This is a genomic window from Sorangium sp. So ce128 (assembly GCF_051525245.1).
GTDB lineage: Bacteria > Myxococcota_A > Polyangia > Polyangiales > Polyangiaceae > Sorangium > Sorangium cellulosum_B.
In genome coordinates this window covers 13,143,893-13,167,513 of the sequence record NZ_CP150313.1, presented here as the reverse complement: position 1 = coordinate 13,167,513, position 23,621 = coordinate 13,143,893, and the positions used below count along the sequence as shown (strand labels likewise).

Annotated in this window: 21 protein-coding genes; 14 read left to right on the top strand and 7 right to left on the bottom strand. The window is 71.3% G+C overall.

All coding sequences use genetic code 11. The annotated features are described in order from the left end of the window. The first annotated feature begins 53 nt into the window (after nucleotides 1-53). On the top strand, nucleotides 54-1,217 hold the full coding sequence (locus WME82_RS49940; RefSeq protein WP_437743431.1) for an acyl-CoA dehydrogenase family protein: 1,164 nt from the start codon (nucleotides 54-56) through the stop codon (nucleotides 1,215-1,217). Nucleotides 1,218-1,421: 204 nt separating this feature from the next. Beyond that, entirely contained in the window at nucleotides 1,422-2,612 is a 1,191-nt protein-coding gene (locus WME82_RS49935) for a glycosyltransferase (RefSeq protein WP_438041076.1), read from the top strand. Between the two features lie 76 nt (nucleotides 2,613-2,688). Here the strand turns inward: WME82_RS49935 and chrA are convergent, their stop codons facing one another. The 3 genes from chrA to WME82_RS49920 form a co-directional block, all read right to left on the bottom strand. After that, entirely contained in the window at nucleotides 2,689-3,894 is a 1,206-nt protein-coding gene (gene chrA / locus WME82_RS49930; RefSeq protein ID WP_438041075.1) for a chromate efflux transporter, read from the bottom strand. 63 nt (nucleotides 3,895-3,957) lie between these two features. Beyond that, nucleotides 3,958-6,126, bottom strand: coding sequence for a VWA domain-containing protein (locus WME82_RS49925; protein ID WP_438041074.1), 2,169 nt, complete (start codon nucleotides 6,124-6,126; stop codon nucleotides 3,958-3,960). Nucleotides 6,127-6,377: 251 nt separating this feature from the next. Then, nucleotides 6,378-6,572 carry a DUF5522 domain-containing protein gene (locus WME82_RS49920; protein ID WP_437530338.1) on the bottom strand — a complete coding sequence of 65 codons (195 nt, stop codon included), beginning with the start codon at nucleotides 6,570-6,572 and terminating at the stop codon, nucleotides 6,378-6,380. A gap of 151 nt (nucleotides 6,573-6,723) precedes the next feature. On the opposite strand from WME82_RS49920, the gene WME82_RS49915 reads away from it, so the two are divergent. After that, nucleotides 6,724-8,676 (top strand): hypothetical protein, encoded by a 1,953-nt coding sequence (locus WME82_RS49915; RefSeq protein ID WP_438041073.1) that lies wholly within the window; start codon nucleotides 6,724-6,726, stop codon nucleotides 8,674-8,676. A gap of 71 nt (nucleotides 8,677-8,747) precedes the next feature. On the opposite strand, the gene efp is transcribed toward WME82_RS49915, so the two are convergent. Next, nucleotides 8,748-9,311, bottom strand: a complete 564-nt coding sequence (gene efp, locus WME82_RS49910) for an elongation factor P (protein WP_437296963.1) — start codon at nucleotides 9,309-9,311, stop codon at nucleotides 8,748-8,750. A 184-nt stretch (nucleotides 9,312-9,495) separates the two neighbouring features. Here efp and WME82_RS49905 point away from each other — a divergent pair, with 184 nt between their 5' ends. Continuing rightward, the gene (locus WME82_RS49905; RefSeq protein ID WP_012241841.1) at nucleotides 9,496-10,356 is read left to right on the top strand and encodes a tetratricopeptide repeat protein; all 861 of its coding nucleotides are present in this window, start codon (nucleotides 9,496-9,498) and stop codon (nucleotides 10,354-10,356) included. A 58-nt stretch (nucleotides 10,357-10,414) separates the two neighbouring features. Here the strand turns inward: WME82_RS49905 and WME82_RS49900 are convergent, their stop codons facing one another. Together WME82_RS49900 and htpG are read right to left on the bottom strand one after the other, a co-directional pair. Continuing rightward, the gene (locus WME82_RS49900) at nucleotides 10,415-11,437 is read right to left on the bottom strand and encodes a hypothetical protein (protein WP_437743426.1); all 1,023 of its coding nucleotides are present in this window, start codon (nucleotides 11,435-11,437) and stop codon (nucleotides 10,415-10,417) included. Nucleotides 11,438-11,499: 62 nt separating this feature from the next. Beyond that, entirely contained in the window at nucleotides 11,500-13,488 is a 1,989-nt protein-coding gene (gene htpG / locus WME82_RS49895; RefSeq protein WP_438041072.1) for a molecular chaperone HtpG, read from the bottom strand. A gap of 341 nt (nucleotides 13,489-13,829) precedes the next feature. Here htpG and WME82_RS49890 point away from each other — a divergent pair, with 341 nt between their 5' ends. The 3 genes from WME82_RS49890 (at nucleotide 13,830) to hisN (ending at nucleotide 16,993) form a co-directional block, all read left to right on the top strand. Next, complete coding sequence (locus tag WME82_RS49890; RefSeq protein ID WP_438041071.1) at nucleotides 13,830-14,972, top strand: hypothetical protein; 1,143 nt, start codon at nucleotides 13,830-13,832, stop codon at nucleotides 14,970-14,972. A 107-nt stretch (nucleotides 14,973-15,079) separates the two neighbouring features. Next, a complete protein-coding gene (locus WME82_RS49885) occupies nucleotides 15,080-16,087 on the top strand; it encodes an alpha/beta hydrolase (RefSeq protein ID WP_438041070.1) in 1,008 nt (335 codons plus the stop codon). 108 nt (nucleotides 16,088-16,195) lie between these two features. Continuing rightward, on the top strand, nucleotides 16,196-16,993 hold the full coding sequence (hisN, locus tag WME82_RS49880) for a histidinol-phosphatase (protein WP_438041069.1): 798 nt from the start codon (nucleotides 16,196-16,198) through the stop codon (nucleotides 16,991-16,993). A gap of 28 nt (nucleotides 16,994-17,021) precedes the next feature. Here hisN and WME82_RS49875 read toward each other — a convergent pair whose 3' ends face one another. Then, complete coding sequence (locus WME82_RS49875; protein ID WP_438041068.1) at nucleotides 17,022-17,732, bottom strand: TetR/AcrR family transcriptional regulator; 711 nt, start codon at nucleotides 17,730-17,732, stop codon at nucleotides 17,022-17,024. Nucleotides 17,733-17,848: 116 nt separating this feature from the next. Between WME82_RS49875 and WME82_RS49870 the strand changes: the two genes are divergently transcribed. From WME82_RS49870 to WME82_RS49840, 7 genes are all read left to right on the top strand, one after another. After that, on the top strand, nucleotides 17,849-18,481 hold the full coding sequence (locus WME82_RS49870) for a hypothetical protein (protein ID WP_437743421.1): 633 nt from the start codon (nucleotides 17,849-17,851) through the stop codon (nucleotides 18,479-18,481). A 626-nt stretch (nucleotides 18,482-19,107) separates the two neighbouring features. Then, nucleotides 19,108-19,491 (top strand): (2Fe-2S) ferredoxin domain-containing protein, encoded by a 384-nt coding sequence (locus WME82_RS49865; protein WP_438041067.1) that lies wholly within the window; start codon nucleotides 19,108-19,110, stop codon nucleotides 19,489-19,491. 14 nt (nucleotides 19,492-19,505) lie between these two features. After that, complete coding sequence (locus WME82_RS49860) at nucleotides 19,506-19,949, top strand: hypothetical protein (protein ID WP_437714683.1); 444 nt, start codon at nucleotides 19,506-19,508, stop codon at nucleotides 19,947-19,949. A 5-nt stretch (nucleotides 19,950-19,954) separates the two neighbouring features. Continuing rightward, nucleotides 19,955-20,521, top strand: coding sequence for an isochorismatase family protein (locus tag WME82_RS49855; protein WP_438041066.1), 567 nt, complete (start codon nucleotides 19,955-19,957; stop codon nucleotides 20,519-20,521). 130 nt (nucleotides 20,522-20,651) lie between these two features. Continuing rightward, complete coding sequence (locus tag WME82_RS49850) at nucleotides 20,652-22,058, top strand: sigma-54-dependent transcriptional regulator (protein WP_437762462.1); 1,407 nt, start codon at nucleotides 20,652-20,654, stop codon at nucleotides 22,056-22,058. Nucleotides 22,059-22,263: 205 nt separating this feature from the next. Further along, entirely contained in the window at nucleotides 22,264-23,247 is a 984-nt protein-coding gene (gspC, locus tag WME82_RS49845; protein WP_437857771.1) for a type II secretion system protein GspC, read from the top strand. Between the two features lie 41 nt (nucleotides 23,248-23,288). After that, nucleotides 23,289-23,615 carry a hypothetical protein gene (locus tag WME82_RS49840; protein ID WP_438041065.1) on the top strand — a complete coding sequence of 109 codons (327 nt, stop codon included), beginning with the start codon at nucleotides 23,289-23,291 and terminating at the stop codon, nucleotides 23,613-23,615. Nucleotides 23,616-23,621: the final 6 nt, after the last annotated feature.

Below are 23,621 nucleotides of genomic sequence, written 5' to 3'. Positions count from 1 at the left end.
CGGCGTGCCACCCCATCGCTGATGCGCGGCCGCGCGTGCTACGTTGGGCCGCGATGAGCGCGTCATCCTCCGCAATGGCAGGCGATCTGGAAAACCCGACGGAAGAGCACCGGATGCTGCGGCAGATGGTGAGGGATTTCGCCCGTGAGGTCGTCGAGCCGCAGGCCGACGAGCACGACCGGAGCGCCACCCTGAACGTCCCCCTGATGCGGCGGCTCGGCGAGCTCGGCCTGCTCGGCGTGACCGTGCCCTCGGAGCACGGGGGCGCGGGCATGGACGCGGTCGCCGCGGTGATCGTCCACCACGAGCTCGCGAAGAGCGATCCCGGGTTCACGCTCGCGTACCTCGCCCACGCGATGTTGTTCGTGAACAACCTCTTCCACGCCGGCAATGACGAGCAGCGCGCGCGGTACCTGCCGAAGGTGCTCTCCGGCGAGTGGATCGGCGCGATGGGCATGACCGAGCCGACGAGCGGGACAGACGTCCTCGGCATGAAGACGTTCGCCCGGCGCGACGGGGATCGGTACATCCTGAAGGGGCGCAAAGCGCTCATCACGAACGCCCCGGAGGCCCAGATCTTCCTGGTCTATGCGACCATCGAGGGCCGGGTCACGACCTTCGTTGTGGAGCGGGGGTTCCCGGGGTTCTCGACCGACGAGAAGACCCCGAAGATGGGAATGCGGGGGAGCACGATGAGCGAGCTCCTCTTCGACGACTGCGTCGTGCCCGCCTGGAACGTCCTGGGCCCGGAGGGGGGCGGCATCCGCAACATGATGAGGAACCTGGAGCTGGAGCGCCTCACGCTCGCGGCCATGAGCCTCGGAATCGCGGACCGCTGTCTGGAGATCATGATCCAGTACGCCGGAGAGCGGAGGAGCTTCGGCAAGCCCATCGCCGAGCACGGGCAGATCCAGCGCTACATCGCGGAGAGCTACGCCAAGACCGAGGCGGCGCGCGCCCTCATCTACGCGGTGGCGCGCAACGTCAGCCCCGAGCGGAGAAACCGGCTCGGGACGGACGCGGCAAAGCTCTTCGCCGCGCCGGTGGGCAAGGAGGTGGCCGACAACGCCATGCAGGTGCTCGGCGGCTGGGGCTACTGCACCGAGTACAAGGTGGAGCGGTTCTTCCGTGACGCCAAGCTGCTCGAGATCGGCGGCGGCACGCTCGAGTCGCACCAGAAGAACATCACCCGCGAGCTGATAGGCCGCATCAGCTGACGCTGCCCGGCCGCGCCGATGGGCTCGCGTGGCCTCGGCGCGCGTGTGTCGGCGACGGATCTCGCGTAACACCCCGAGTTCGTACCGGCCATCACGGTGTGTCGTGGGCGATGAGGGGCTGTCACGCCTCGGTTGCGGAAAGTCAGCGCTGGGTTTGCGGTCCGGCCATCGAGACGCCACGCGGTTCGATCAGCATGGCCATCCATGGATTGGGGAGATCTGGCGACGGTCGCGCCGACGGCGCTGTCATCCATCATCTACGCGACGATTCAGACCTCCTTCCTCTGGAGGATGGCGCGGCACCGGCTCGTGGCGCCGGTCCAAGCGTCGCGGCCGTGCGGGGCGACCCCGTTCGTCAGCATCCTCAAGCCCGTCGCGGGCGTCGACGACGGGCTCGCCGACAACCTCGAATCCTTCGCCCGGCTCGATTACCCCTGTTACGAGATCGTCTTCGGCGTGGCCTCGCGAGAAGACCGGGCGGTGCCTGTGATCCAGGCCTTCATCGCGGCGCACCCCGAGCTGAAGGCGCGGCTCTGCCTGACGGATCCGACCGAGGCGTTGAACCCGAAGGTGGCGCAGCTCCTCGAGCTCGAGCGCAGGGCCGAGGGCAGCGTCCTCGTCATCTCGGACGCGAACGTGTGTGTCCGTCCGGACTACCTCCGCTCGCTGCTGTCGATCTTGATGCGGCCGGGCGTGGGGCTCGTCTCGAGCGTCGTCGTGGGCACGGGGGAGCGGACGCTCGGCGCGGTGGTCGAGAACGCGCAGCTCGGGGCGTTCATCGCGCCCGGGGTCGTCGCCGCCGCCGAGCTCGCGGGGCGGTCGATCAGCGTGGGCAAATCGATGGCGATGCGGCGGGTCGATCTCGCGCGGGTGGGAGGGTTCGAGAGCGTGGCCCACGTGCTGGCGGAGGACGACATGCTCGGACAGCGCTTCAGCGCGTACGGGTTCGTGGTCGATCTCTGCCTGGATCCGATCGAGAACCGCAACACGAGCTGCTCTCTCACGCGCATGCTGGATCGACACACCCGCTGGGCGAAGATGCGGCGCACGCTCGTTCCGCGCTGCTTCGCGGCGGAGCCGTTCAACTCGCCGCTGCTCATCGCGTGGCTCACGTTGCTCCTCAACCCGACGGGCCTCGCGCTGGAGATGTGGCTGTTCGCCTGGACGCTCCAGAGCCTGGGGACGTTCCTGGCCCTGAAGATGCTGCGCCCGGCGCGCTCCAACCTGGCGCTGGTGGCGGTGGAGCCGCTCCGGACGCTGTGCTGGTTCTTCTGCTGGCTGAACGCGTATTCGAACCGGCGGGTCGCCTGGCGGGGCAACGCGTTCCACATCGGGCCCGGGACGGCGCTGGTGGCCGCGGAGGAGCCGTCTTCCTTGCGATCACCCGCCAGGTAGCGGGGGCGAGGGATCCCGGGCTGCTCCCCGGGCGCGGGCACGGCGAGGAGGGGCCGGAGCAGCGAGGAGCGCCGGCTCAGACGTGAACCGACGCGACGCCGATGACGGCGCCGGCCAGGATGAGCCAGAGCGAGCTCACGCGGTACCGGATGAGCAGGAGCGCTGCCGCGATGGCCAGAGCGCCCGTGAGCCAATCGACCACCGCCGCGCGGGCGAGGCGGAACGAGACGACCGCCATCAGGGCGAGCGACGCCGCGTTCACGCCGTCGAGGAAGGCCGAGGCCACGGGGGAACGGCGGACGCGGGGGATCAGGGGTCCGCTCAGCGCGACGAAGAAGAACGCAGGAAGGAAGATGCCCGCCGTGGCGACCAGCGCGCCCGGGACGCGGCCCAGGAGATAGCCGATGAAGGTGGCCGCCGTGAAGACGGGGCCGGGCGTCACCTGGCCGACCGCCACCGCGTCGAGCAGCTGCGCCTCCGTCATCCACCGGTATCGCTCGACGAGATCCGCGCGGAGAAACGCGAGGAGCACATACCCACTCCCGAAGAGGACCGAGCCCACCTTGGCGAAGAACAGGAACAGCGGCAGGAGCCCGAACGGCACGCTCACAGCCGCCGCGGCCGTCGCGGCGGCGCCGCTGGCGAGCGGGACGGCGAGCGGGACGGCGACGGCGGCCGCGCCGGGAGGCGGACCCGCGGGGCGCCCGGCCGCCAGCCGGTGCGACACGGCGAGCGCGCCCGCGCCGGCCAGGACCGCGAGCTCGTGGATCCCGAAGAGGCTCGCGCCCGCGCAGAGCGCCGCGAGGCCGAGCGAGCGCCGCGAGCGCAGCCCGGCGCGGCCGAGGCCCCAGAGCGCCTGGGCCACGACCGCGATGATCACCGGCTTCACCCCGTAGAGGAGCGCCGACATCTCCGGCACCGCGCCGAACCGGACATAGGCCCACGCGAACCCGAGCGTGATGAGCGCCGCCGGCACGATGAAGCACCCTCCGGCCACGAGCAGGCCCGCCCAGCCGGCCCGGCGATGCCCGATGTGGATCGCGAGCTCGGTCGAGCTGGGTCCCGGGATGAGGTTCGTGGCACCATAGAGATCGAGGAAGTCCTCGCGCGTCATCCAGCCGCGCCGGCCGACCACCTCGTCCTCCATCATGGCGACATGAGCCGCGGGGCCGCCGAAGGCCGTGGCGCCAAGCCGGAAGAAGAGCCGCGCGAGCTCCCAGAGCGCCGCGCCGCGGGCCTCCCCGGACGTCGGCGCCCCCTCGATGCCAGAGTCTTTGCTCATGATACGTGCCGCGTGAAACAGGCCTCGCCGGGCCTCCAGGGAGCCGCGAGCGCCGGATGCTCATCAGTCGATGGGGGGCACCGGGATCTCCGGCGGGACGAGGAAGAAGACCTTGCGGGTGCTGAGCGTGGTCACGCTGTCGCCGGTGACGACGATGTTCGCCGTGAACACCTGCGGCTCCGTCGTCGGAGGCACCGAGACGTTGGTCTTCGGAATCACGTCGAAGCAGACCGTGGGCCCGGGGAACACGTTGGTATAGGTATCCGCGACGCCATCGACGTTCTTGTCGATGACCCTGAAGCCGGTGGTGCAGGGCTCAGGAGCGCTGTTGTTCGCGATGATCCTGTCGATGAACGCGCTCGCGGCGTCGACCGCGTCGATCTCGTCCGCCACCGCCGCCGCCGAGATGTCGAGCGTGACATAGGTCGTGAGCACCTTGATCGCCTGCACGACGGCCAGGTTCAGCCCGTCGCCGCTGCTGGCGACCCGGAACACGAGCGGGCATTTGCCGCTCTCGATCGTCACGCCGCTCCCGTTCTCGCCGACGCAGCACTGTCCCACCGCGCACCGCGGCGGGCGCATGCCCTCCGGTCCCCACGCCGCCGGCGGGACCACCGAGCCCGTCGCCACCACGCCGGCCGTCAGGTCGGCTTGCGCCTCGACCGAGCTGGAGGCGACCATGCCGATGAGCCGGCCTCCCACGCCCGTCACCGCCTGCAGCGCCTCCGAATGGGTCGGCGACTCCACCCTGGACCTGGCGTAGTTGTGCTGCACGAACGTCCCGTTGTGGCTCGGCGTGTCGGTGATCATCACCACGATGGGCAGCGAGCCGAAGCGGAAGCCCACGCCACCGATGTTCCCGACCGTCTCGCCCGCCGGGGTCATGCCCGGCGGAGCGCTCAGCGGATTGAACATGGGCACGTCGGCGCCGCCCTCGTTCGTGCCCGCCCCGGTGGCGATCTGATAAAGAGCCTCCCAGCCGCTCTCCGGGATATCGCCGCCGGCCTCGGCCTTGAGGTAGTTTACCGCGTCCTGCACCGACTCGCGCCCTGCCGGCGTGAGGACGCTCATCACCCGGTGCTCCAGGTAGAACGGCTGGTCGTTGCGGCCCCCGTAGGAGTCGATCGGGAAGTCCTTGTACTGAGTCACCCCGATGCCGATGTTCGGGATCTCCTCGGCGAGCTGATCGATCATCTCCTGGAGCGCGCCCTTCAGATGAGTGATCTGGCCGCCCATGGTCGCGGTGGTATCCATCGCGAACACCACGTCGGCCTGCGAGATGTTGGTCGAGAAATCCAGCGTGTCCTGCGCGGGATCCGGGCGGCTCTGATAAGGCACGATGAACACGAAATCCCCGCTGGCCCGCGGGTTGTCCAGGTCGTCGTTCGGGTCCGTGCCGGCGGCCTGCTCGATGAGATCGTTCACGCCGTCCTCGTCCGTGTCCTCGCTCGCGGTGCTGGACTCGCCCGGGTCGAGCACGCCGTCGCAATTGAGGTCCTCGAGCTCGTCGAGCAGGCTGTCGTTGTCGCTGTCCAGGTCGAGGAAATCGCCCCCGCCGTCCATGTCGCTGTCGCTGGGCGGCTGCTCGGGCTCGCCGTCGCCGCGCTCGATCGAATCGGGCCGGCAGTCACCGTCCGAGTCGAGATCTTGAAACGCCGGGATCCCGTCGCCGTCGGCGTCGAACTCTCTCTCGAACCGATCCAGGAGTTCGTCGTCGTCGGAGTCCCTGTCACGGAAATCAGGCCAGCTGTCGCCGTCGGTGTTCACCGGATCGAGCGGGTCCGACCCGAGCTCGACCACATCCAGGAGGCCGTCGCCGTCATCGTCGAGATCCACATAATCGGCGGTTCCGTCGCGGTCGCGGTCGCTGTCGCCGTCGTCCTCGTCGGGTAGCCCATTGTTGTCGGAGTCCTCGTCGCGGTAATCCGGCACCCCGTCGCCGTCGCTGTCAGGCGGCTCCGCTTCTCCTGGGAAGGGAGCGCCCTCGAGCTTGTCGGACAGCCCGTCGCCATCGGAGTCGGTGTCCTCGAAATCCGGCTGACCGTCGCGATCCGTATCGACCGCATCGCCGCGCCCTTCAACCGCATCGCTGATCCCATCGCCATCCGTGTCCACGCTCGGCAGCTCCGCCGGCGTATCGTGGGACGGCGGTCTGTTCGCCGACGTGGCGTCGCAGCCGATCGGCACGGAGAGCAAGAGGCAGCAGAGCAGAGGGTGAAGACTGCGACGCATAGGAGCTCCCGCGCGAATGTGGGCGCGAAATCCTAGACGCTCCACGCAATCCGGATCAACCGACATTCCATGGTGCGCCGGGGCTCTCCGCCCGTCATCAACCGCAGACGGATTGCCGCCTGCGGCCACCGCGGAACGCCGGCGCGCGCGTGCGCAGCAGCTTCTTCGATACCGTCACAGCGGCGCGTTGCATGGCGCCGCTCGCCGCGATCCGCCGCGGAGGCTCGACCGCTGCGCAGGCGTCACCGGCGTCAGGGGAGCTTCAGCCGAGGCAGCGCGACGGTGATCGACTCTGCCGGCGCCTTCTCCCGGTAAGGGCAGTGGCGGCACTTGGAATTACAGCAGTATCCCCGTTTCAGGTGATACGCCTCTGTAAAAACCACCCGGCCTCCCTCGAGGTAATAGTCTTCGCCTTCGACGGCCCTGGGAGGCTTCGGCCCGCTCATCTACGCTCGATCAAGCTACGCCGAAAGGCGCACCGGCGCCATCCGGCGCGCGGGCGGTTGGATGGCGCGCCGGCTCCACGACGCCCGCCCGCCGCCCGTGCTACTCCTGCGCCGCCCGCCGCACACCGGTGCGCCGCCGGGTCCGCCCGCGATGCCCGATCGATCCTGCTCGAAGCTCCTCCGCGCCCTGCTCCCGCTCCTCGCCGCCGCCGGCTGCGATGGCTGCCCGAGCTCCAGGCCCTACACGCCCTACACGCTCGGCTCGGCGGCGCCCTCCGGCTCCCCGCCCCCGCTGAGCGGCGTCGGCCCTGGCGCGGCGACCGCCGGCCCCGAGGCCGACGCCGGCGCTCCGGACGCCGCCGCGCCTCGGTTCGCGGTCGTGCCGAGCGTCCCGGCGCCAGAAGGCGGCAAGCGATGGCCCCTCGAGGGCGGCCCCGTGGCCGCGGCGCCGACCGGGCGCACGTTCGAGACCGGGCTCCTCCTCGACGTCGACGGGGACGGCGCGCGCGATCTCGTCGCCTGGGCGCGGTCGCCCGACGGCCTGCGCGGCGAGCTCCTGCTCGCGCCCGCCGCGCGGCCGCAGGCGCTGCGCACGCTCGCCGCGCTCCCCGGCGATCTCGACGCGCAGGGGTGCACTCCGCGCGTCGGCCTCAGCCAGATCGGGCCCTCCGCGCTCGCCTTCGATTTCGCCCCGCAGTGCGGCGGCGCTCACCGCGGCGCCGCGGGTACGGGCCCCACGCGCTGGATCGCCGTGATCCGCCTCCCCGGGCCCGCCGCGGGCGCGGGCGCGCCGCCGGAGCTCGCCCTGGAGCTCCGCCTCCGCGCGCCGCCTGCGGAGGAAGCGCTCTCCGCCTCCCTCGAGGTCGCCGACCGCGACGCGGACGGCCGCGACGACCTCATCGTCTCGGTCGGCCTCGCCGGCGCCCTGCGCCCGTTCCCTGCCCCGGCGGGCCCAGCGTCCGAGGTCCGCGCCCCGCTCGTCTTCCTGGATCGCCCCGCCGGCCTCTCGCGCGACGCGGCCCAGCCCGGCGAGGCGCTGCGCGCCCTCGCCGCCTCCCTGCTCCGGGACGCGCGCGGCAAGTCGACGGCGCCGGCCGTGGCCGCCTCCGCCCAGCGGCTGCGCCGGTTCCACGCCGCCCTCTGCGCCGACGCCGAAAGCGGCGCCGGAGCGACCACCGGCCGCGACGCCGCGCGCGCCGGCGAGGCCCTCGTCTGGACGGGCCCTGGCCCGGTGCGCTGCGGCGAGCCGGGGCTCGCGGCCGCCATCGACCACGCGGAGGCGGTGGCGGCGTCCACGCGGGGCGCGCCGATCGCGGCCATCGCGGCGCTCGACCGGGGCGGCGCCGAGGCGCGCACCAAGGAGGACGGCAAGCTCCTCGCGAAGCTCGCGCCGCCGGCGACCGCCGCCGCCGTGTACCGCACCGCCGCTGCCCCGCAGCCGACCAGGACCGGCGCCTTCGGCCCGCTCGCGTTCGAGGCGAGCGGCGCCCTGCTCGTCAGGACCGCGCAGGGCGTCGTCCGCGTCGACCCGGCCACGTCCACCGAGTCCGCGACGGACATCCCTCCCTGGCCCGCCGCCGTCCACGCCGGGCCCGCGGAGCTCGTCGCCGTCGAGCGGCGCTGCGACGCGCCCACCTTGCTCGCGCTCTTCCGCAGCTCGCCCGATGCCGTCGGCGAGATGCAGGTCCCGCTCCCGCTGCTCCGCGGCCAGGGGCCTCGCTCCCGGCCCGGCGCGGCCGCGCCCGAGCGCTGCGCCGGGACGGAGCGCCTGCCGTTCGTTCCGCTCGCCGCGTCCGAGCGCGGCTTCGACATCGCCCTCGGCGCCGCGCTGATCTCGATCGACCTGCGGGCGGCCGCGCCGGCCTCGTCCGCGCTGTCGTTCCCGCTCACGACGCCCGCGCCTCAGGGCGCGGCGCGGTCGCCGGACGGCGCCACGCTGGCGATCCCCGCCGCCGGCGGGCTCCTCGTGGCGACCGCGGGCGGCGCCGCGCGCCTCTGGACGGGCGGCGACCTCGCGCAGGCGACGGCGTGCGCGCCGGCCAACGGAGGAGCCCGCGTCGCGTGCGTCTCCGGCGCGGCCGCCGTGATCTTCGAGGCGAAGTGACCCCCGGCGGCCCGTGGGCGCGCCCCGCCCCCGGAGGGTCAGCCGCGCGTCAGCCGAGGGTCGGCCGGGGCTCAGCCCTTGTTGACGCGCTCCAGGTACTTGCCGTCGGTCGTGTCGATCTTGATCCACTCGCCCTCCTTCACGAAGAGCGGGACGTTGACGGTCGCGCCGGTCGACACCGTGGCGGGCTTGGTGGCGCCGCTCGCCGTGTCGCCCTTGACGCCCGGCTCGCTGCTCACGATCTGGAGCACCACGTGCGGGGGCATGCTGACGCCGATCGGTAGCCCGTTGAACAGGGTCACGTCGATCGACATCCCGTCGCTCAGCCACTTGGAGTCATCGCCGATCTTGTCGCCGGGGACCGTGAGCTGCTCGCCGGTCGCCGCGTCCATGAACACGAAGTCGGTGCCCTCCGGATAGATGTACTGGAGGCTGCGCTCCTCCACGTCCGCCGGCTCCAGCTTCTCGCCCGATTTGTACGTGCGCTCGAGCACCGCGCCCGTCGCCATGTTCCGGATCTTGACGCGGGTGAACGCCTGCCCCTTTCCCGGCTTGACGAACTGGAAGTCGATGACCGAGTAGGGCTGGCCGTCGACCATAAACTTGAGGCCTTTTCGGATGTCGCTTGTGTCCATGGGGAGAGCTTCCTGGTAGCGTAAGGGCGGCCTGTCGGCGAGGCCGGGGATCCGCGTCCGCGGCACCCTGGCGCGGCTCGGGGGTCCGCGTTCGCGGCCCCTTCCACGGGTCGGGGGTCCGCGTTCGCGGCCCCCTTAGCACGAGCACAGCCTCCTGCACAGGGCACGGTTTCAGGACCTGAAAATGCACGACTTCGACGACGAGCTCAGGGAGATCAAGCGTGAGATCGTGGAATCCCGTGGGCTCATCATCAAGACGAACAACCTCACGAACGCCCTCGCCGCGGATCTGAAGAGCATCTCCAAGCGCCAGATGGCGTACGAGCGGCGCGCCTTCTGGAACAGCGCGAGCGCGAACCTGCTCTTCGTGATCGTGGTGATCGGCGTGGTCAAGCTCGCCTGGGACGCACGCGTGGACGCCGTCCAGGCCGAGACCAAGGGCGCGCGCGACCGCATCGCGAAGCACGAGGCCGATCTCAAGGAGATGCAGCAGCGGAGCGACGCGCGCGCCAAGGCCGAGAGCGACGCCGCGGCGTTCTACGAGCTCATCCGTGCCGAGCGGCGACAGGAGGTGATCGAGGGCTTCGAGGCGCTGCGCAAGGCGCCGCTCACCCGCGCCGAGCTCGCGTTCTTCTCGGACTCGGTCGACAAGTCGCGCTCGGAGCTCTCGATCAAATCGTACCAGACGGGCCTCGATCACATGCGGACGGGCCGCTGGCACGAGGCCGCGGTCGCCTTCGAGGACGCCATCCGGCAGAAGGAGACGGCGTCACACACCCCGTCGGCCCGCCTCAACCTGGCGCGCGCCTACCGCAGGCTGAACCGGCAGCGCGACGCGATTCCGCTGCTCATGACGCTCTCCGAGGCGTCGCCCGATCGGGAGGTCATGGATGACGCGACCTTCCTCCTCGCCGAGTGCCTCCTCGACATCCAGGCCTGGAACGACGCGAAGACGACGTTGCGTTCGTTCATCCGCCGCTTCCCGGACAGCGCCTACATCAACGACGCGCGCCTCGCGCTGGCCGACGTCTCGCTCCGGCACTGACGCGCGCCGCCACGACCGGCCGGCGCCCCCCACGCGGCGCCGCGGCGGCGGGACGACGTCAGGACCCGCGCCGCACGTCGATCCGGCGCGGCTCGTCCTTCTTCTTGAACCAGCTGGATCGGAGCTGCCGGCGGAGGCCTGACGCGAACAGGCAGTCGCGGAACGCGTTCTGCTCGAAGGTCACCGCGCTGTGCGCGAGCGGGACCTGGATGAAGATGGCGCGGCCGTCCAGGAGCTGCTTGCGCGTGAGCTCGCCCGGGCGCCGCTCGTGAAGGCAGGCGACGCCCTGCGCCTCGAGCGCACGCTCCAGCTCGAGGTTGAGCCGCCGCACGTCGCCCGCGACGAAGTGGCTGATGAGCTTGTGCCTGTCCCGCCCCGTTCGGCCCTTCCGCTCGAGCACCCAGTCGCGGAACGCGTCGACCTCGCCGTACAGCGCGTCGAACAGGTACACCTCGTTCACCTCGCAGCCGCCGTGGCGCAGGCACGCGGCCGCGACGCGGTATCCGCCCGAGTGCGCCGACAGGCAGAGCGTCCCGAGCCTCGCCTGCCGCGGGATGGCGCGATCGCCGAGCGCCCGCCGCGCCGAGGGGCTCGCGAGCACCGACGCGAGCTCGCCGCACAGCCGCCGGAGGCCGCCCTTCTGCCCCAGCTTGCCCGGGGGCGACTCCGCCGCGTTCACCGCGCACTGCGGCACCACGAGCACCGCGTTCTGCTTGCTCTCGTGGAGCTGCTCGCGGAGCTTGTGCGCCGCGATGGCCCGCTCCGCGGTCGTGACGTGGCCGTGGAAGTGGATCACGAGGTCGAGCTCATCGCTCTCCGGCGCGCGGTAATGGGCCGGCACGAAGACCATCGCCGTGGCGTCCTGGTAGGGAGCCCCATCGCAGGGAAACGGCGCGTTCGACAGCTCGATCTTCAGCGTCACGCCGATGTCCGACGCCTCGACGGCCCTCACCCTGGAGGCCGCCCTGGCGAGCGCCGGCGCCGGCGCCCAGAGCCCCGGCGCGGCCAGGGCGCCGCCCGCCGCGCCGAGCGCTCGGAGAAAGGCCCGGCGGCCGAGCGCCGGTGTTGCGATTCGGGACATCCTGGCGACCTCGTCCCGCGCCTATCACCGGCGCTCGGCCCCGGCCAAGAAACCGCGGCTCGTCAGGGCTGGCTGACGGCCGCGGAGCTGACCTGCGCGAGCAGATCCTGGATGCGCCGGACGAGCTTCGCCGGCTCCTGGACCACGCCCTCGACGAGGAGGGCCTGGTCGAGGAGGAGCTCGGACCACTGCTTCACCCGCTCCGAGCCGGCCTCGCGCCCCGCCAGGATATTGAGGTTCTTCACCACCGGGTGGCCCGGGTTGAGCTCCAGGATCCGCTTGGATTCCCCGGTATTCTGGTCGATGAGCTTCATGATCCGCTCGAAGTTCGCCCCTGGATCCCCCTCGGCGGCGACGAGGCAGCTCGCGCTGTCGGTCAGGCGCCGCGAGACGCGCACGTCCTTCACCCGGTCGCCCAGCGCCGCCTTGACCGCCGCCACGGCCGCGTCCACCGACGCCTCCGGCTCGTCCTTCTTCTCCGGCTCGGCGCCGAGGTCGACATCGCCGTGCATCACGCTCTTGAGGCGGCGCTTGTCGAACTCGTTCAGCGACTGCACGAACCACTCGTCGACCGGATCCACGAGGAACAGCACGTCGTAGCCGCGCTTCCGGAACGCCTCGAGGTGCGGGCTCTGCTCGACCGCGTGGCGGCCGAGCCCCGTCACGTAATAGATCTCCTTCTGCGCCTCCGGCATCTTCGCCACGTAGTCGCGGAGCGAGATGACCTTGCCGGCCTCCGTGTTCATCGACTCGAACCGGCAGAGCTCGGCGATCGCGTCCTTGTTCTTCCAGTCGTTGGTGACCCCCTCCTTGATGACCCGGCCGAACTCCTTCCAGAAAGCCGCGTAGCGCTCGGGCTCCGACTCGGAGAGGTCCTTGAGCGACTTGAGCACCTGCTTGACGATCTGCTGCTCGATCTGGGAGAGCGTGCGGTTCTCCTGGAGCATCTCGCGAGAGACGTTCAGCGAGAGGTCCTCGGAGTCGACGACGCCGCGCAGGAAGCGCAGGTACATCGGCGTGAGCTTGTCGCAGTCCTCGACGATGAGGACCCGCTTCGCGTAGAGGCGCACGCCACGGCGGTCCTTGTGGAACATGTCCGCCGGCGCCTTCTCGGGCACGTAGAGCAGGGCGTGGAACTGCACGGGCGCGTCGATCGACAGGTGCACGGTGAGCAGCGGCTTCTCCCCCTCGTAGCCGCCGGTCACGTGCCGGAAGAACTCCGCGTGCTGCTCCTCGGTGATCTGCGACTTGGGCAGCGTCCAGAGCGCGGCCGAGCGGTTCGCGACCTCGTCGTTCACCTTGATGGGGAAATGAACGAAATCCGAGTACTTGCGGATGATCTCCTTGATCCGCCACACCTTCGTGTACTCGCGCGCGTCGTCCTTGAGGTGGAGGACGATCTTCGTGCCCGGGTGCTCGCGATCGCCGGGGGCCACGGTGAAGGAGCCCGCGCCGGACGAGCGCCACAGGACGGGCTCCGCGCCCGGCAGCATCGAGCGGGTCTGCACGTCGACGCGCGCGGCGACCATGAACGCGGCGTAGAAGCCGACGCCGAACTGGCCGATGAGCTGGAGCTTGCCGCCGTCCTTCTTCCGCTTGGCGGCCTCAGCGTTGGCCTTCAGGAATTCCAGCGACCCAGAGCGGGCGATGGTGCCGAGGTTCTGCACCACCTCGTCCCGGGTCATCCCGATGCCGTTGTCCTCGATGGTGAGGGTGTGGGCGGCGTCGTCGAGCGTGATGAGGATCGCGGGCTCGCCGGCTTGTTCAGCGACGCCTTCGCGCGTGAGGGCCAGGAAGCGGGCCTTGTCGAGCGCGTCCGACGCGTTCGAGATGAGCTCGCGGAGGAAGACCTCCTGGTTTGCGTAGAGCGAGTTGATGACCAGCGCGAGGACCTGCTGCACCTCGGCCTGGAAGGGGAGCTCGACCGCGCCGGCGGCCTTGGCCTCCTCGGACGGGGTCGACGCGGGCGTCTCCGGGCCCGGGGCCGCACCCGAAGGCTCGGCAGAGGGCGTGGAACCGCTGGTTTCGGGGTTCGGGCTTTCCGTGTTCATGTCGGCGACCAAATGGATCCGATTTTCGAAAGGGCAATCCCCCGGCGCGCCGCGGGGCGTCCCCAAGACGCGCCGCGATGTGTCGCCTCGCTCCGAGCGCGCTCCGCGGCCAGCTCGAAGCCTCACCGCCGCGGCGCCCCCCGGCCGAGGTAAGGGGCTCACCAGGCCGCGGGCCAACGCCTGCGTCGAGGTCGGGATCTGCGCGCCGGGTCGTCACGTTCAGGTCGTTGTGCGCGATCCCCGCATCCCTGCCCGGCTTTTCCGGTGGGTAAGGGTTTCTTCATCAGGTCGCCGGAGCTAGATTCACCGGCGTTGCACCCTCGCCGTCGTGGAGATCTGTTGTGGTAGCACTTCTCCGTGCAGTCCTCCGTGTTCTCCCGGCAATCGGCGTGCTGGCCGGGGTGCTGGCGCTCGCGGGGTGCGGCGATCGGGGCAAGACGGCCGATCGGGACGTGAAGCGTCCGCCCGCTGTGCTCCAGTTCGACGGCTATGTCTACGTCCCGACCGGGACGAGCGATTTCAAGATCCTCGAGCGCGTGCGGACGCAGACGCGATCGGTGTTCACGGGGCTACGGAAGTCCCGGGTGATGGTGAGCCGGCGCGAGGTCCAGGGCGCGACCACGGACAACTTCGCCAAGGAGGCCGTGACCGTCGTCGACGCCGCGGGGCACCGCACCCTCGCGCTCCGCGTGCGGTACCGCTTCGTGGCCCGGCCGGAGGTCGCGAACGGCATCGACGATCGCAAGGAGCTCCCGCTCGGGCTCCTGCACCGGGAGGATGACGACGTCGCGGAGCGCATCCACGAGGAGTGCACGCCGCCCCAGGAGCGGAGGAAGGGGGGCGCCAGCGCCGTCGGCCTCGACTTCGATCCGTCCCTTCCGAGCTGCAAGGCCGCGATGGCCGCGGAGCAGGCGGCGATCGACGCGGCGCGCGCGAAGGTGCCCGAGCTCGCGGGCGGGCCGCCGGCCTCCGTTAAGGACACCGTGGTCCCGATCGAGGAGGCGCGGCGCCTGTACATCCCGACCCAGGTGACCGTCGAGCTCCGCGATCGGAAGCCGGGCGAGGTCGCGCCGCGCTTCGTCCCGGTGGATCGACCGGAGAAAGAGGACGCGCGGGTCGCGACCGCGGAGCCGGGCGGCGCCGAGGGCGCCGAGGCGCTCGAGCCGGCGGCGGTGATCATCGACCCGGATCTCAGGACGGAGCGGACGCCCGAGGAGAGGGCGATCGCCGAGGGTACCCTGCTGCCGAAGATGCCCGCGACCGGCGGCACTGGCGTCGCGAGCGGCGCGAGCGGCGCGAGGCGAATCGAGGTCGTGAGCCCCGCGGTGGCGCAAGCGCAGCAGCGCAAGGCGGAGGCCGCGACCGCGAACGAGCGCTTCGAGATCCCGTTCGAGACGCTGACCGACCCGAAGTTCCTGGTGGTCTGGTTCAGCCTGCTGATGGCGTACCCGATCCTCCGGGGCGATCCGCGGAAGAAGCGCTGACGCGCGCCGCAACGCGCGCCTCGCCGAGAGGAGCGACGGCGCGGCGCTCGGACCGGCGCGGGCACAGGACGCCGCGATCGCGGGAGGCGTCCGCTACGATGCCCGCCATGATGCTTCGCCTGATGAAGAGGTTCGGCCTCGCGTTCGTGGAGACCACGACCGAACGCGCCCGCCGGGGGCCCGCGCGCCCGAGCTGGGGCTTCGGCTTCGAGTGGGTGGTCCGCTTTCTCCGCCGCGATTTCATCCAGCTGCTCGACCGGCCCTACCCCGAGGTCAGGGCCGAGCTCGACGCGCGCCCGTACTCCCGGAAGGCCGTTCGGCGCGTGAAGCGCACGGACGATACCTTGGGGGGCGTCCCCGCGGCCTGGTTCGAGCCTCCGGGCGCGGCGTCGCGCGGCGTCGTCCTCTACCTCCACGGCGGCTCGTACCTGTTCGGCTCCACGAGGACCCACGCGGATCTCATGGCGCGGCTCGCGCTGGCAAGCGGCGCCCGCGTCGTGGGCATCGACTACCGGCTCGCGCCGGAGCACCGCTACCCCGCGCAGCTCGAGGACGCGCTCGCCGCCTTCGATGCGCTGGTCGAGCGCGGCCATGCACCGGGGGAGATCGCGCTCGCCGGCGACTCCGCCGGCGGCAACCTCGCGCTCGTCACGCAGCTCGCGCTGCGCGACCGCGGCGCGCAGGCGCGCTGCGCCGCGCTCATCTCTCCCTGGCTCGACCTCACCTCGAGCAGCGCCTCGGCGCGCGCGAACGACGCGACCGATTACGGTACCCGGGAGGGTCTCTTGCGCCAGGCGCGCGATTTCGCGGGCGCGACCCCGCTGGACGATCCCCGGCTGTCACCGCTCCACGCAGGTCTGGAGGGGCTGGCCTCGCTGTTCATCCAGGTCGGCGACGCCGAGCGCCTCCACGACGAGGGCCAGGAGCTCGCGCGGCGCGCCCGCGAGGCGGGCGTCGACGTCACGCTCGACGTGCTGCGGGACATGCCCCACAACGGGCCGGTGCTGGCCGACTTCCACCCGGAAGGGGTGCGGGGCACGGACACGCTGGGCTCGTATCTCCGAGCGAGCCTGTCGTCGAGCGCCCCGGGGGCGACGCGACCTCATGCGGCCTGATGCGGAGCTCGCTCCGGGGCGCTGCGAGGCGAGGTGGTTGCCGTGAGCGGGCGGCGCGCGTAGGGGATCGCGCCGTGAGGCTCGCGTCGAGGGCCCACGGAGGAGACGATGACCCCTTCCCAGGACCTGGTCGAGCTGGCAGAGCGGCTCGCGGACGCCAGCGGCGCCGTGATCCGGCGCTATTTCCGCAAGGGCATCGAGGCCGACGACAAGGCGGACGCGAGCCCTGTCACGATCGCCGACCGCGAGGCCGAGGCGGCGATACGCGAGCTCCTTGCCGCGCACGCCCCGGGCCACGGGATCGTGGGAGAGGAGTTCGGCCGCCAGGACGAGGGGGCGGAGCTCGTGTGGGTGCTCGATCCCATCGACGGGACGAAGGCGTTCATCACGGGCAAGCCGCTCTTCGGCACGCTCATCGCGCTGCTGCACCGGGGCCGGCCGGTGCTCGGCGTCATCGATCAGCCGGTCCTCGGCGATCGCTGGCTCGGCGTCCTGGGCCGTCCGACGCTCTGGAACGGCGCGCCGGCGCGCGTCCGCGCGTGCGCGGGGCTTTCGCTCGCGCGCCTCTCCACCACGGGCCCGCAGTATTTCCCGCCGGCGAAGACCCGCGCCTTCGGTGAGGTCGCGTCCCGGGCCAAGCTCGTGAGCTACGGCGGCGATTGTTACCAGTATGGCCTCGTGGCGAGCGGCAGCATCGACGTGGTCGTCGAGTACGGCCTCAAGCTCCACGATTTCGCGGCGCTCGTCCCGGTGATCACCGGCGCCGGCGGGGTCATGACGGACTGGGAAGGGCGCCCGCTCGACGCCGCGAGCGCCGGTGACGTGGTGGCCGCCGGCGACCCGCGCGTCCACGCCGAGGTGCTCGCCGCGCTCCGCGCCGGCGATCCCCGGCAGGGCACGCGCTGACGCGCGCCGACGTTGAAGCGCCGGCGCCTCACGCCCTGAGCCCTCGGAACTGGAGGGCGAGGGAGCTCTTCAGCACAGGATCCAGCGCCGCGTTGAGCGTCACGAAGCCGCTGAGCCAGGACAGGAGCGCCGCGAAGTAGAGGGCGAACACGTTGTGCGCCGCGGCGAGCGGGTCGATGTCGCCCGCGACCTCGCCGCGCGCCTGCGCGTCGCGCACGAGGCCCGCGATGCGGTGCAGGAACGCGAACGTGAGCGCGTTCAGCCGCTCTCCGTTCGGACCCGACGCGGCGGGGAAGGCCTTCACGAACGCCTGCGAGACGAGCGGCTGCTCGCCGTACATCGCGAACAGCCGCTGGAACACGTGGAGCAGCTGAGCGAGCAGGGGCTCTTTGCGCGGCAGCGCCTCGAACGCCGCGTCGACAGCGGCCGCGAGCCGGTCGTGCATCACCATCATGAGCAGGTCGGGCTTGTCGCGCGCGTGCACGAACACCGTCCCCGTCGCGACCTCCGCGCGCTCCGCCACCGCCTTGGTCGTCGTGCCGTCGTACCCGAGCTCGGTGAAGAGCGCCCACGCGGCGTCCCGGATCCGCCGGCGGGTGTCGAGCTTCTGCTGGGCGCGCCCGCCGCGCTCGGGCGGCGGCGCGATCGGCGCGGACGCGACCGGCGCCGGCGCGACCGGAGCTCGCGGCGCCGCGGCTCGCTTCCGGCGTTTCGTCGCGCCTGGAATGACCTTGCTCATCGACCGGGCAATCTGTTGCCGCGGATGCCTCCACGTCAAGCGGAGATCTCCTTGACAGAACGAGCGCGAAGAATGACCATGGTCAGTGACTGAAGTCATCGAACGAGGGTGGTGCCATGGCTCTGGTGCATTACGACGAAGGCCTCACGATGCGGGAGGCGCGGGCGCTCTACTTCGAGGTGAACCGCTTCGGCGCGGACGGCGGGTACGGCGACGCGTGGGTCGACTTCAAGCTCGGCCCGCTCCCCGTCCCGTTCCCGAACACCCGGGCGCGCGTGCGCGCCGTGCGTTACCACGACCTGCACCACGTGCTGACGGGCTACGACACGAACGCGATCGGCGAGTTCGAGATCGCGGCATGGGAGCTCGGCGCCGGCTGCAAGGGCTTCGTCGCGGCCTGGCAGCTCAACCTGGGCGGCCTCTTCGCGGGGCTGCTCTCGGCCCCGCGCCGGACGATCCGCGCGTTCTTCCGAGGCCGCCGCAGCGAGAGCCTGTATGGCCGGCCGTTCGAGGCGCTGCTCGATCGAGAGGTCGGGGAGCTGCGCAGGGAGATGCGCGTCGACGAGCGCTCTTCGTCCGGTTCCAGCCCGGCGGCGCTCGACGTGCTCTGGCTCGCGCTCGCGAGCCTCGCGGGGATGGTGGTCGGCGTCCTCGGGTTCGCGACCGTGCTCTTCGTGGCGCCGATCGGGATCGTGAACCTCGCGCGGCGCCGGCACCGCGCGCGCACCGCCGCAGAAGCCGGGGCCTGAGGCGAGGAGCCGCCCGGCGTTCACCCCCCGAGCAGGTTACGAGGGTTCAACGAACCCCCAGCACCTTCTCGCATACTCCACGACCACCTCTGCGACACCGTGCTCAATCGATGACACGTCCGCACGAACAAAGTCGCCCTTGAGAGGCCCACCGGAAGCAAGGACGGTATACGGGCCGTTATCGGACGGACCTCTACCACCATCAAGCTTTATGAGGACGATCGCCCCGTCGCTGCGCATACGCTCCAGGATCGGGAGGACCGCATCGATTCCTCTCCACTGCGCTGAAACTGGGCTCAAACCAAGGTAGCTTGCTACCATTGGAATGAGGCTATAATCACCTGTAGCCATGAAAACTCCTGGGGTGTGACACAGTAGCCTCGTGTCAAAACGCAGTCTCGATAACCTTTACGAATGCGGTTCCGAAGAAGTCTGAACCGCCAAGATCGTCGACAACCTCCGAGTACGGTACGCCACCGGGCCCAAGAATGCCTCGCGCACAGCATCTGTGCGCCCGTCCGGCCGCCGACCCGCCCCCCGGCGAAGCTCGACGCGCGCCCCCGGCGCATCCCGCCCTACCTCTCCCCAGCTTGACCTGGCCCCCGCGACGCACGAGGATCCGCCTCGTGCCCCAGCGAAAGCGCTACCTCTTCGTCTGCGTCAACCGCCGCCCCGACGGCGTTCCCAAGGGCTCCTGCGCTCAGCGCGGCGCCGAGGGCATCCACGTGCAGCTCAAGGCCGCGCTCGCCGAGCGGGGCCTCGCGAAGGTCGAGGCGCGCGCCTGCTCCGCGAGCTGCCTCGACGTCTGCTGGGCGGGCCCCGTCATCGCCGTGGAGCCGGACGGCTACTTCTACGGCCGCGTGACCCCCGCCGACGTCCCGGAGATCGTCGACGCCCTCGCCTCCGGCCGCCGCGTCGAGCGGCTCGTGCTCCCGCCCGAGGACTTCACGGAGGCGACGGCCGGCCCGCCGCTGCCGGCGCCACCCCGGGGCGCGCCCCCGCAGGCGTGATGGGCGGAGGCGTGATGCGCGGCTTCGAGTTCTGCGAGACCATGGCCGGGAGCTTCCACCTGGTCGACTCGCCCTCCGACGAGCGGCCCATGTCGTTCACGATCCGCGCGCGCTCGCGCGGCCTCCTCGCCTTCCTGCGCAAGCCCGAGGTCGAGATCGAGGGCGAGATCGACGCCGAGGGCTTCGCCGACCACCGCTACCTCTCCGGGCGGCTCGGCCTCGACGTCGCGCGCACCGGCACCCTGCCCTACTCCTTCGAGTTCACCGCCAACGACGGCCGCCGCTGCGCGTTCGCCGGCCGGAAGACCGTGCGCCCCGGCGACCTCATGACGTCGATGACCGTCCTGCCCGGCGTGCTCGTCGGAGACGGCGGCGCCCTGATCGGCGAGGCGCTCCTCCGCTTCGACCTGCGGAGCGACCTGCTCCGGTTCCTGAGGAGCTTCCGGGCCACGAGGTAGCCACCATGCAAAGGATCGAGCCCGCAGACAGCGCGGTCATCGTCATCGACGTCCAGGAGAAGCTCGCCGGCGCGATGCCGGCGCCCCAGATGGACGCGCTGACCCGCGCGGCCACGGTGCTGATCGAGGCGGCGCGGCGGCTCGGCGCGGCGGTCATCGCCACCGAGCAGTACCCCGCAGGCCTCGGCCCGACCGTCGCGCCCATCGCCGAGCGGCTCGCCCAGGCGGGCGCGCCCGTCATCCCCAAGATGGAGTTCTCCGCCTGCGGCTCCCCCGAGTTCGAGCGCGCCTTGCGCACGTCGACCGGGCGCGCGCCCCGCGCCGCCATCGTCGTCGGCGTGGAGGCGCACGTCTGCGTCTTCCAGACCGTGCGCGACCTCGCCGCGCGCGGCGTCCTCGTCCAGGTGCCGCTCGACGGCGTCGCCTCCCGCCGCGACGACCACCGGCTCGCCGGCCTCGATCTCTGCCGCGCCGCAGGCGCCATCATCACCACCGCGGAGACCGTCGTCTTCGACTGGCTCAGGATCGCCGGCACCGACGACTTCAAGCAGCTGTCGAAGCTCATCCGCTGACCGATCCCGCGATCTTCGCGGGCGGCGCGCGGGGACCAGGTCGGCGTGTCAGTTTGTCAGGCGCCGGATCGGACTTTGTCAGACCCGTGCTCTCCTGGACACGCCGCTGACGTCTGTGACACAGTGGCGCATGGCTGACGATCTGGCACAGGTCCCCCCGAGCGCGCCGCCTGCTGGCCCCGCTGCGCCGCCGCCCGGCGCGCCGACGGTCCTCGTGGTCGATGACGAGCCGTCGAACGTCGCCTCCATCGAGAAGATCTTCCAGCGCGACGGCATGCGCGTCATCACGGCGGACAGCGCGAAGGCGGCCCTGGAGATCGTGCGCAGCCGCCGCGTCGAGGTCGTCCTGACCGACCTGATGATGCCGGGCGTCAGCGGCCTCGAGCTGCTCCGCGCGCTGAAGCAGCTCGCGCCCGACACCGAGGTCGTGATGATGACCGCCTACGGGACCGTCGAGACCGCGGTCCAGGCCATGCGCGAGGGCGCCTACGACTTCGTGGAGAAGCCGCTCAAGCGGATGACGATCATCAAGAGCGTGCGCAAGGCGGCCGAGCGCCAGTCGCTCGTCGCCGAGAACCGCTCGCTCCGGCAGGAGATCAAGCTGCTCACGAAGCGCGAGATCGTCGGATCGAGCCCGACGCTCCGCCGCGTGCTCGACATCGCGACCCAGGCGGCGCCCTCGAGCGCCACGGTGCTCGTGCTCGGCGAGAGCGGCACCGGCAAGGAGCTGCTCGCGCGCTTCATCCACGAGCGCAGCGCGCGATCGCGAGGGCCGTTCGTCGCGGTCAACTGCGCGGCCATCCCGGAGACCATCCTCGAGGCCGAGCTCTTCGGCCACGAGCGCGGCGCGTTCACCGGCGCCCTCGCGAAGCGCGACGGCCGCTTCGCCAAGGCGGCCGGCGGCACGCTGTTCCTCGACGAGATCGGCGAGCTCTCGCCCGCCGTGCAGGTGAAGCTCCTCCGCGTGCTGCAGGAGGGCGAGTACGAGCCCGTCGGCGGCGACACGGTGCGCGCCGACGTGCGGGTGGTCGCGGCCACCAACAAGGATCTGCGCGCCGAGGTCGCCGCCGGCCGCTTCCGCGAGGACCTGTTCTACCGGCTCAACGTGATCGCGATCACGGCGCCCCCGCTCCGGACCCGCCGCGAGGACATCCCGCTCCTCGTCGACCACTTCCTCGGCGTCTACTGCACGAAGAACAACCGCCCCCGCCTGGAGGCGCCGCGCGACGTGCTCGCGCGCCTGACCGACTACACGTGGCCGGGCAACGTCCGCGAGCTCGAGAACGTGATCGAGCGCGCCGTGGTCCTCTGCCGCGGCGACCAGCTCTCCGTCGACGACCTGCCCGACTTCATCCGCGAGGCCGCCCCCGCCGAGCCGAGCTCGCTCACCTTCTCGGTCGGCACGCCCCTCGACGAGGTCGAGCGAAGGCTCATCCGCGAGACGCTCCGCCACGCCCGCGGGGACAAATCCGTCGCCGCGCAGTTGCTCGGCATCTCCACGCGCACCATCTACCGAAAGCTCGGCGAGCTGGAGTGACGCCGCGCGCGCCGTCTTGCGGACACGGCGCGCTCCCGTGCGCCGGCACCCCGCGAAAATCCATTTGTCACTTTGGCAACGAAGGCCGTCCGACGCGGCTGGGGTGCGTCACCTTGGCGGGACAGCTTCCGAAATTTCGTGAAGACGCGGGAAACCACCGGCGATTGACCGCTGGCATGAAACTCGCCTAGAGGAGGATGGGCGCATGGGCATCGACGCGATCCTGAAGCGGTATTTTCCCTGGGTGCTGGGCGCGCTGATCGCGCTCGCCGCCTACTTCCAGGCGTCGGGCATGGGTCAGCTGGTGGTCTCCAGCGTCGCCATCGACGCCCCGCCGGCGCCGCCGAGCCCTCCGACGCGCCCGGCGTCGTTCGGGTCGACCGCGAGCAACACGGACCACACGACGAGCGCCGCGGCGATCCTCTCGCGCAACCCGTTCGACTCGGTGACGGGGCCGCTCGACGGCAAGCCGGTCGAGATCCCGAGCGTCCCGCACGAGCTGCCCAACAAGGACCCGTACGCGGACCCCTCCTGCGACGGCGCCCGCGTCCTGCTCATCACGCAGGCCGACGATCCCGCGTGGTCGTTCGCGGCCATGGCCGGCTCGGACGGCAAGGCGATCTTGCGCCGGCAAGGGGATGAGATCAGCGGGCAGACCGTTTACTACGTGGGGTGGGATCGGGTCTGGCTGACGTCCGGCAGCTCGCGTTGCCAGGCCGTCGTGGGCAGCAACCACGCCGTCGCCCGCGCCAGCGCCACGCCGGCGCCGGCGCCCGCGACGACGTCGACGAGCGCGGCGTCGAAGCCCGCCGCCCGCGGCGGCAAGAAGATCCCGCCGGAGATCGCCTCGAAGATCCAGCGCGTGAGCGAGAACGAGTTCAACGTGGAGCGCAGCGCCGTCGACCACATCCTGGAGAACCAGGGCGAGCTGATGCGCTCCGCGCGTATCGTCCCCGAGAAGGAGGGAGACAAGGTGGTGGGCATCCGTCTCTTCGGGATTCGCCCGGACTCTCTGCTAGGGACGCTCGGGCTGGAGAACGGAGATCGGCTGTCCAGCATCAACGGGTTTGAGATGAGCGATCCGCAGAAGGCCCTCGAGGCCTACGCGCGGCTCCGGACGGCGGACCGACTCACGGTGAGCATCAACCGCAAGGGCAAGCCGATGAACATCGACTTCAACATCAAGTGAGCGCTCCGGACTGAATCCAGGGACGAAAGCAGGGTAGCGGCATGGCGCGATGGATAGGGACGCTGAACGAGGGGAGCCTGCTCCGGCGGACGCTGATGGTGATCGGCACGTTCGTCCTCGGCTCGCTCACGTTCGTCGGGGTCATGAGCCTCGTCCTCGTGTCGGTCGCCAAGGCCGTCCTGCCGCCCCACGACAAAGAGTCCGCGACGGACGCGACGGAGGAGGCCGACAGCGAGGCCTCCGCCGGCGCGAGCAAGACCGCCCTGGGCAAGACCTCTCGCTCGAAGCGGCCGCGGCCCCCCTCGCCGGCCGCGCGCGAAAACGCGCCGAGCGCGCCGAACGCGCCGAACGCGCCGAACGCCGACTGAGCGGCG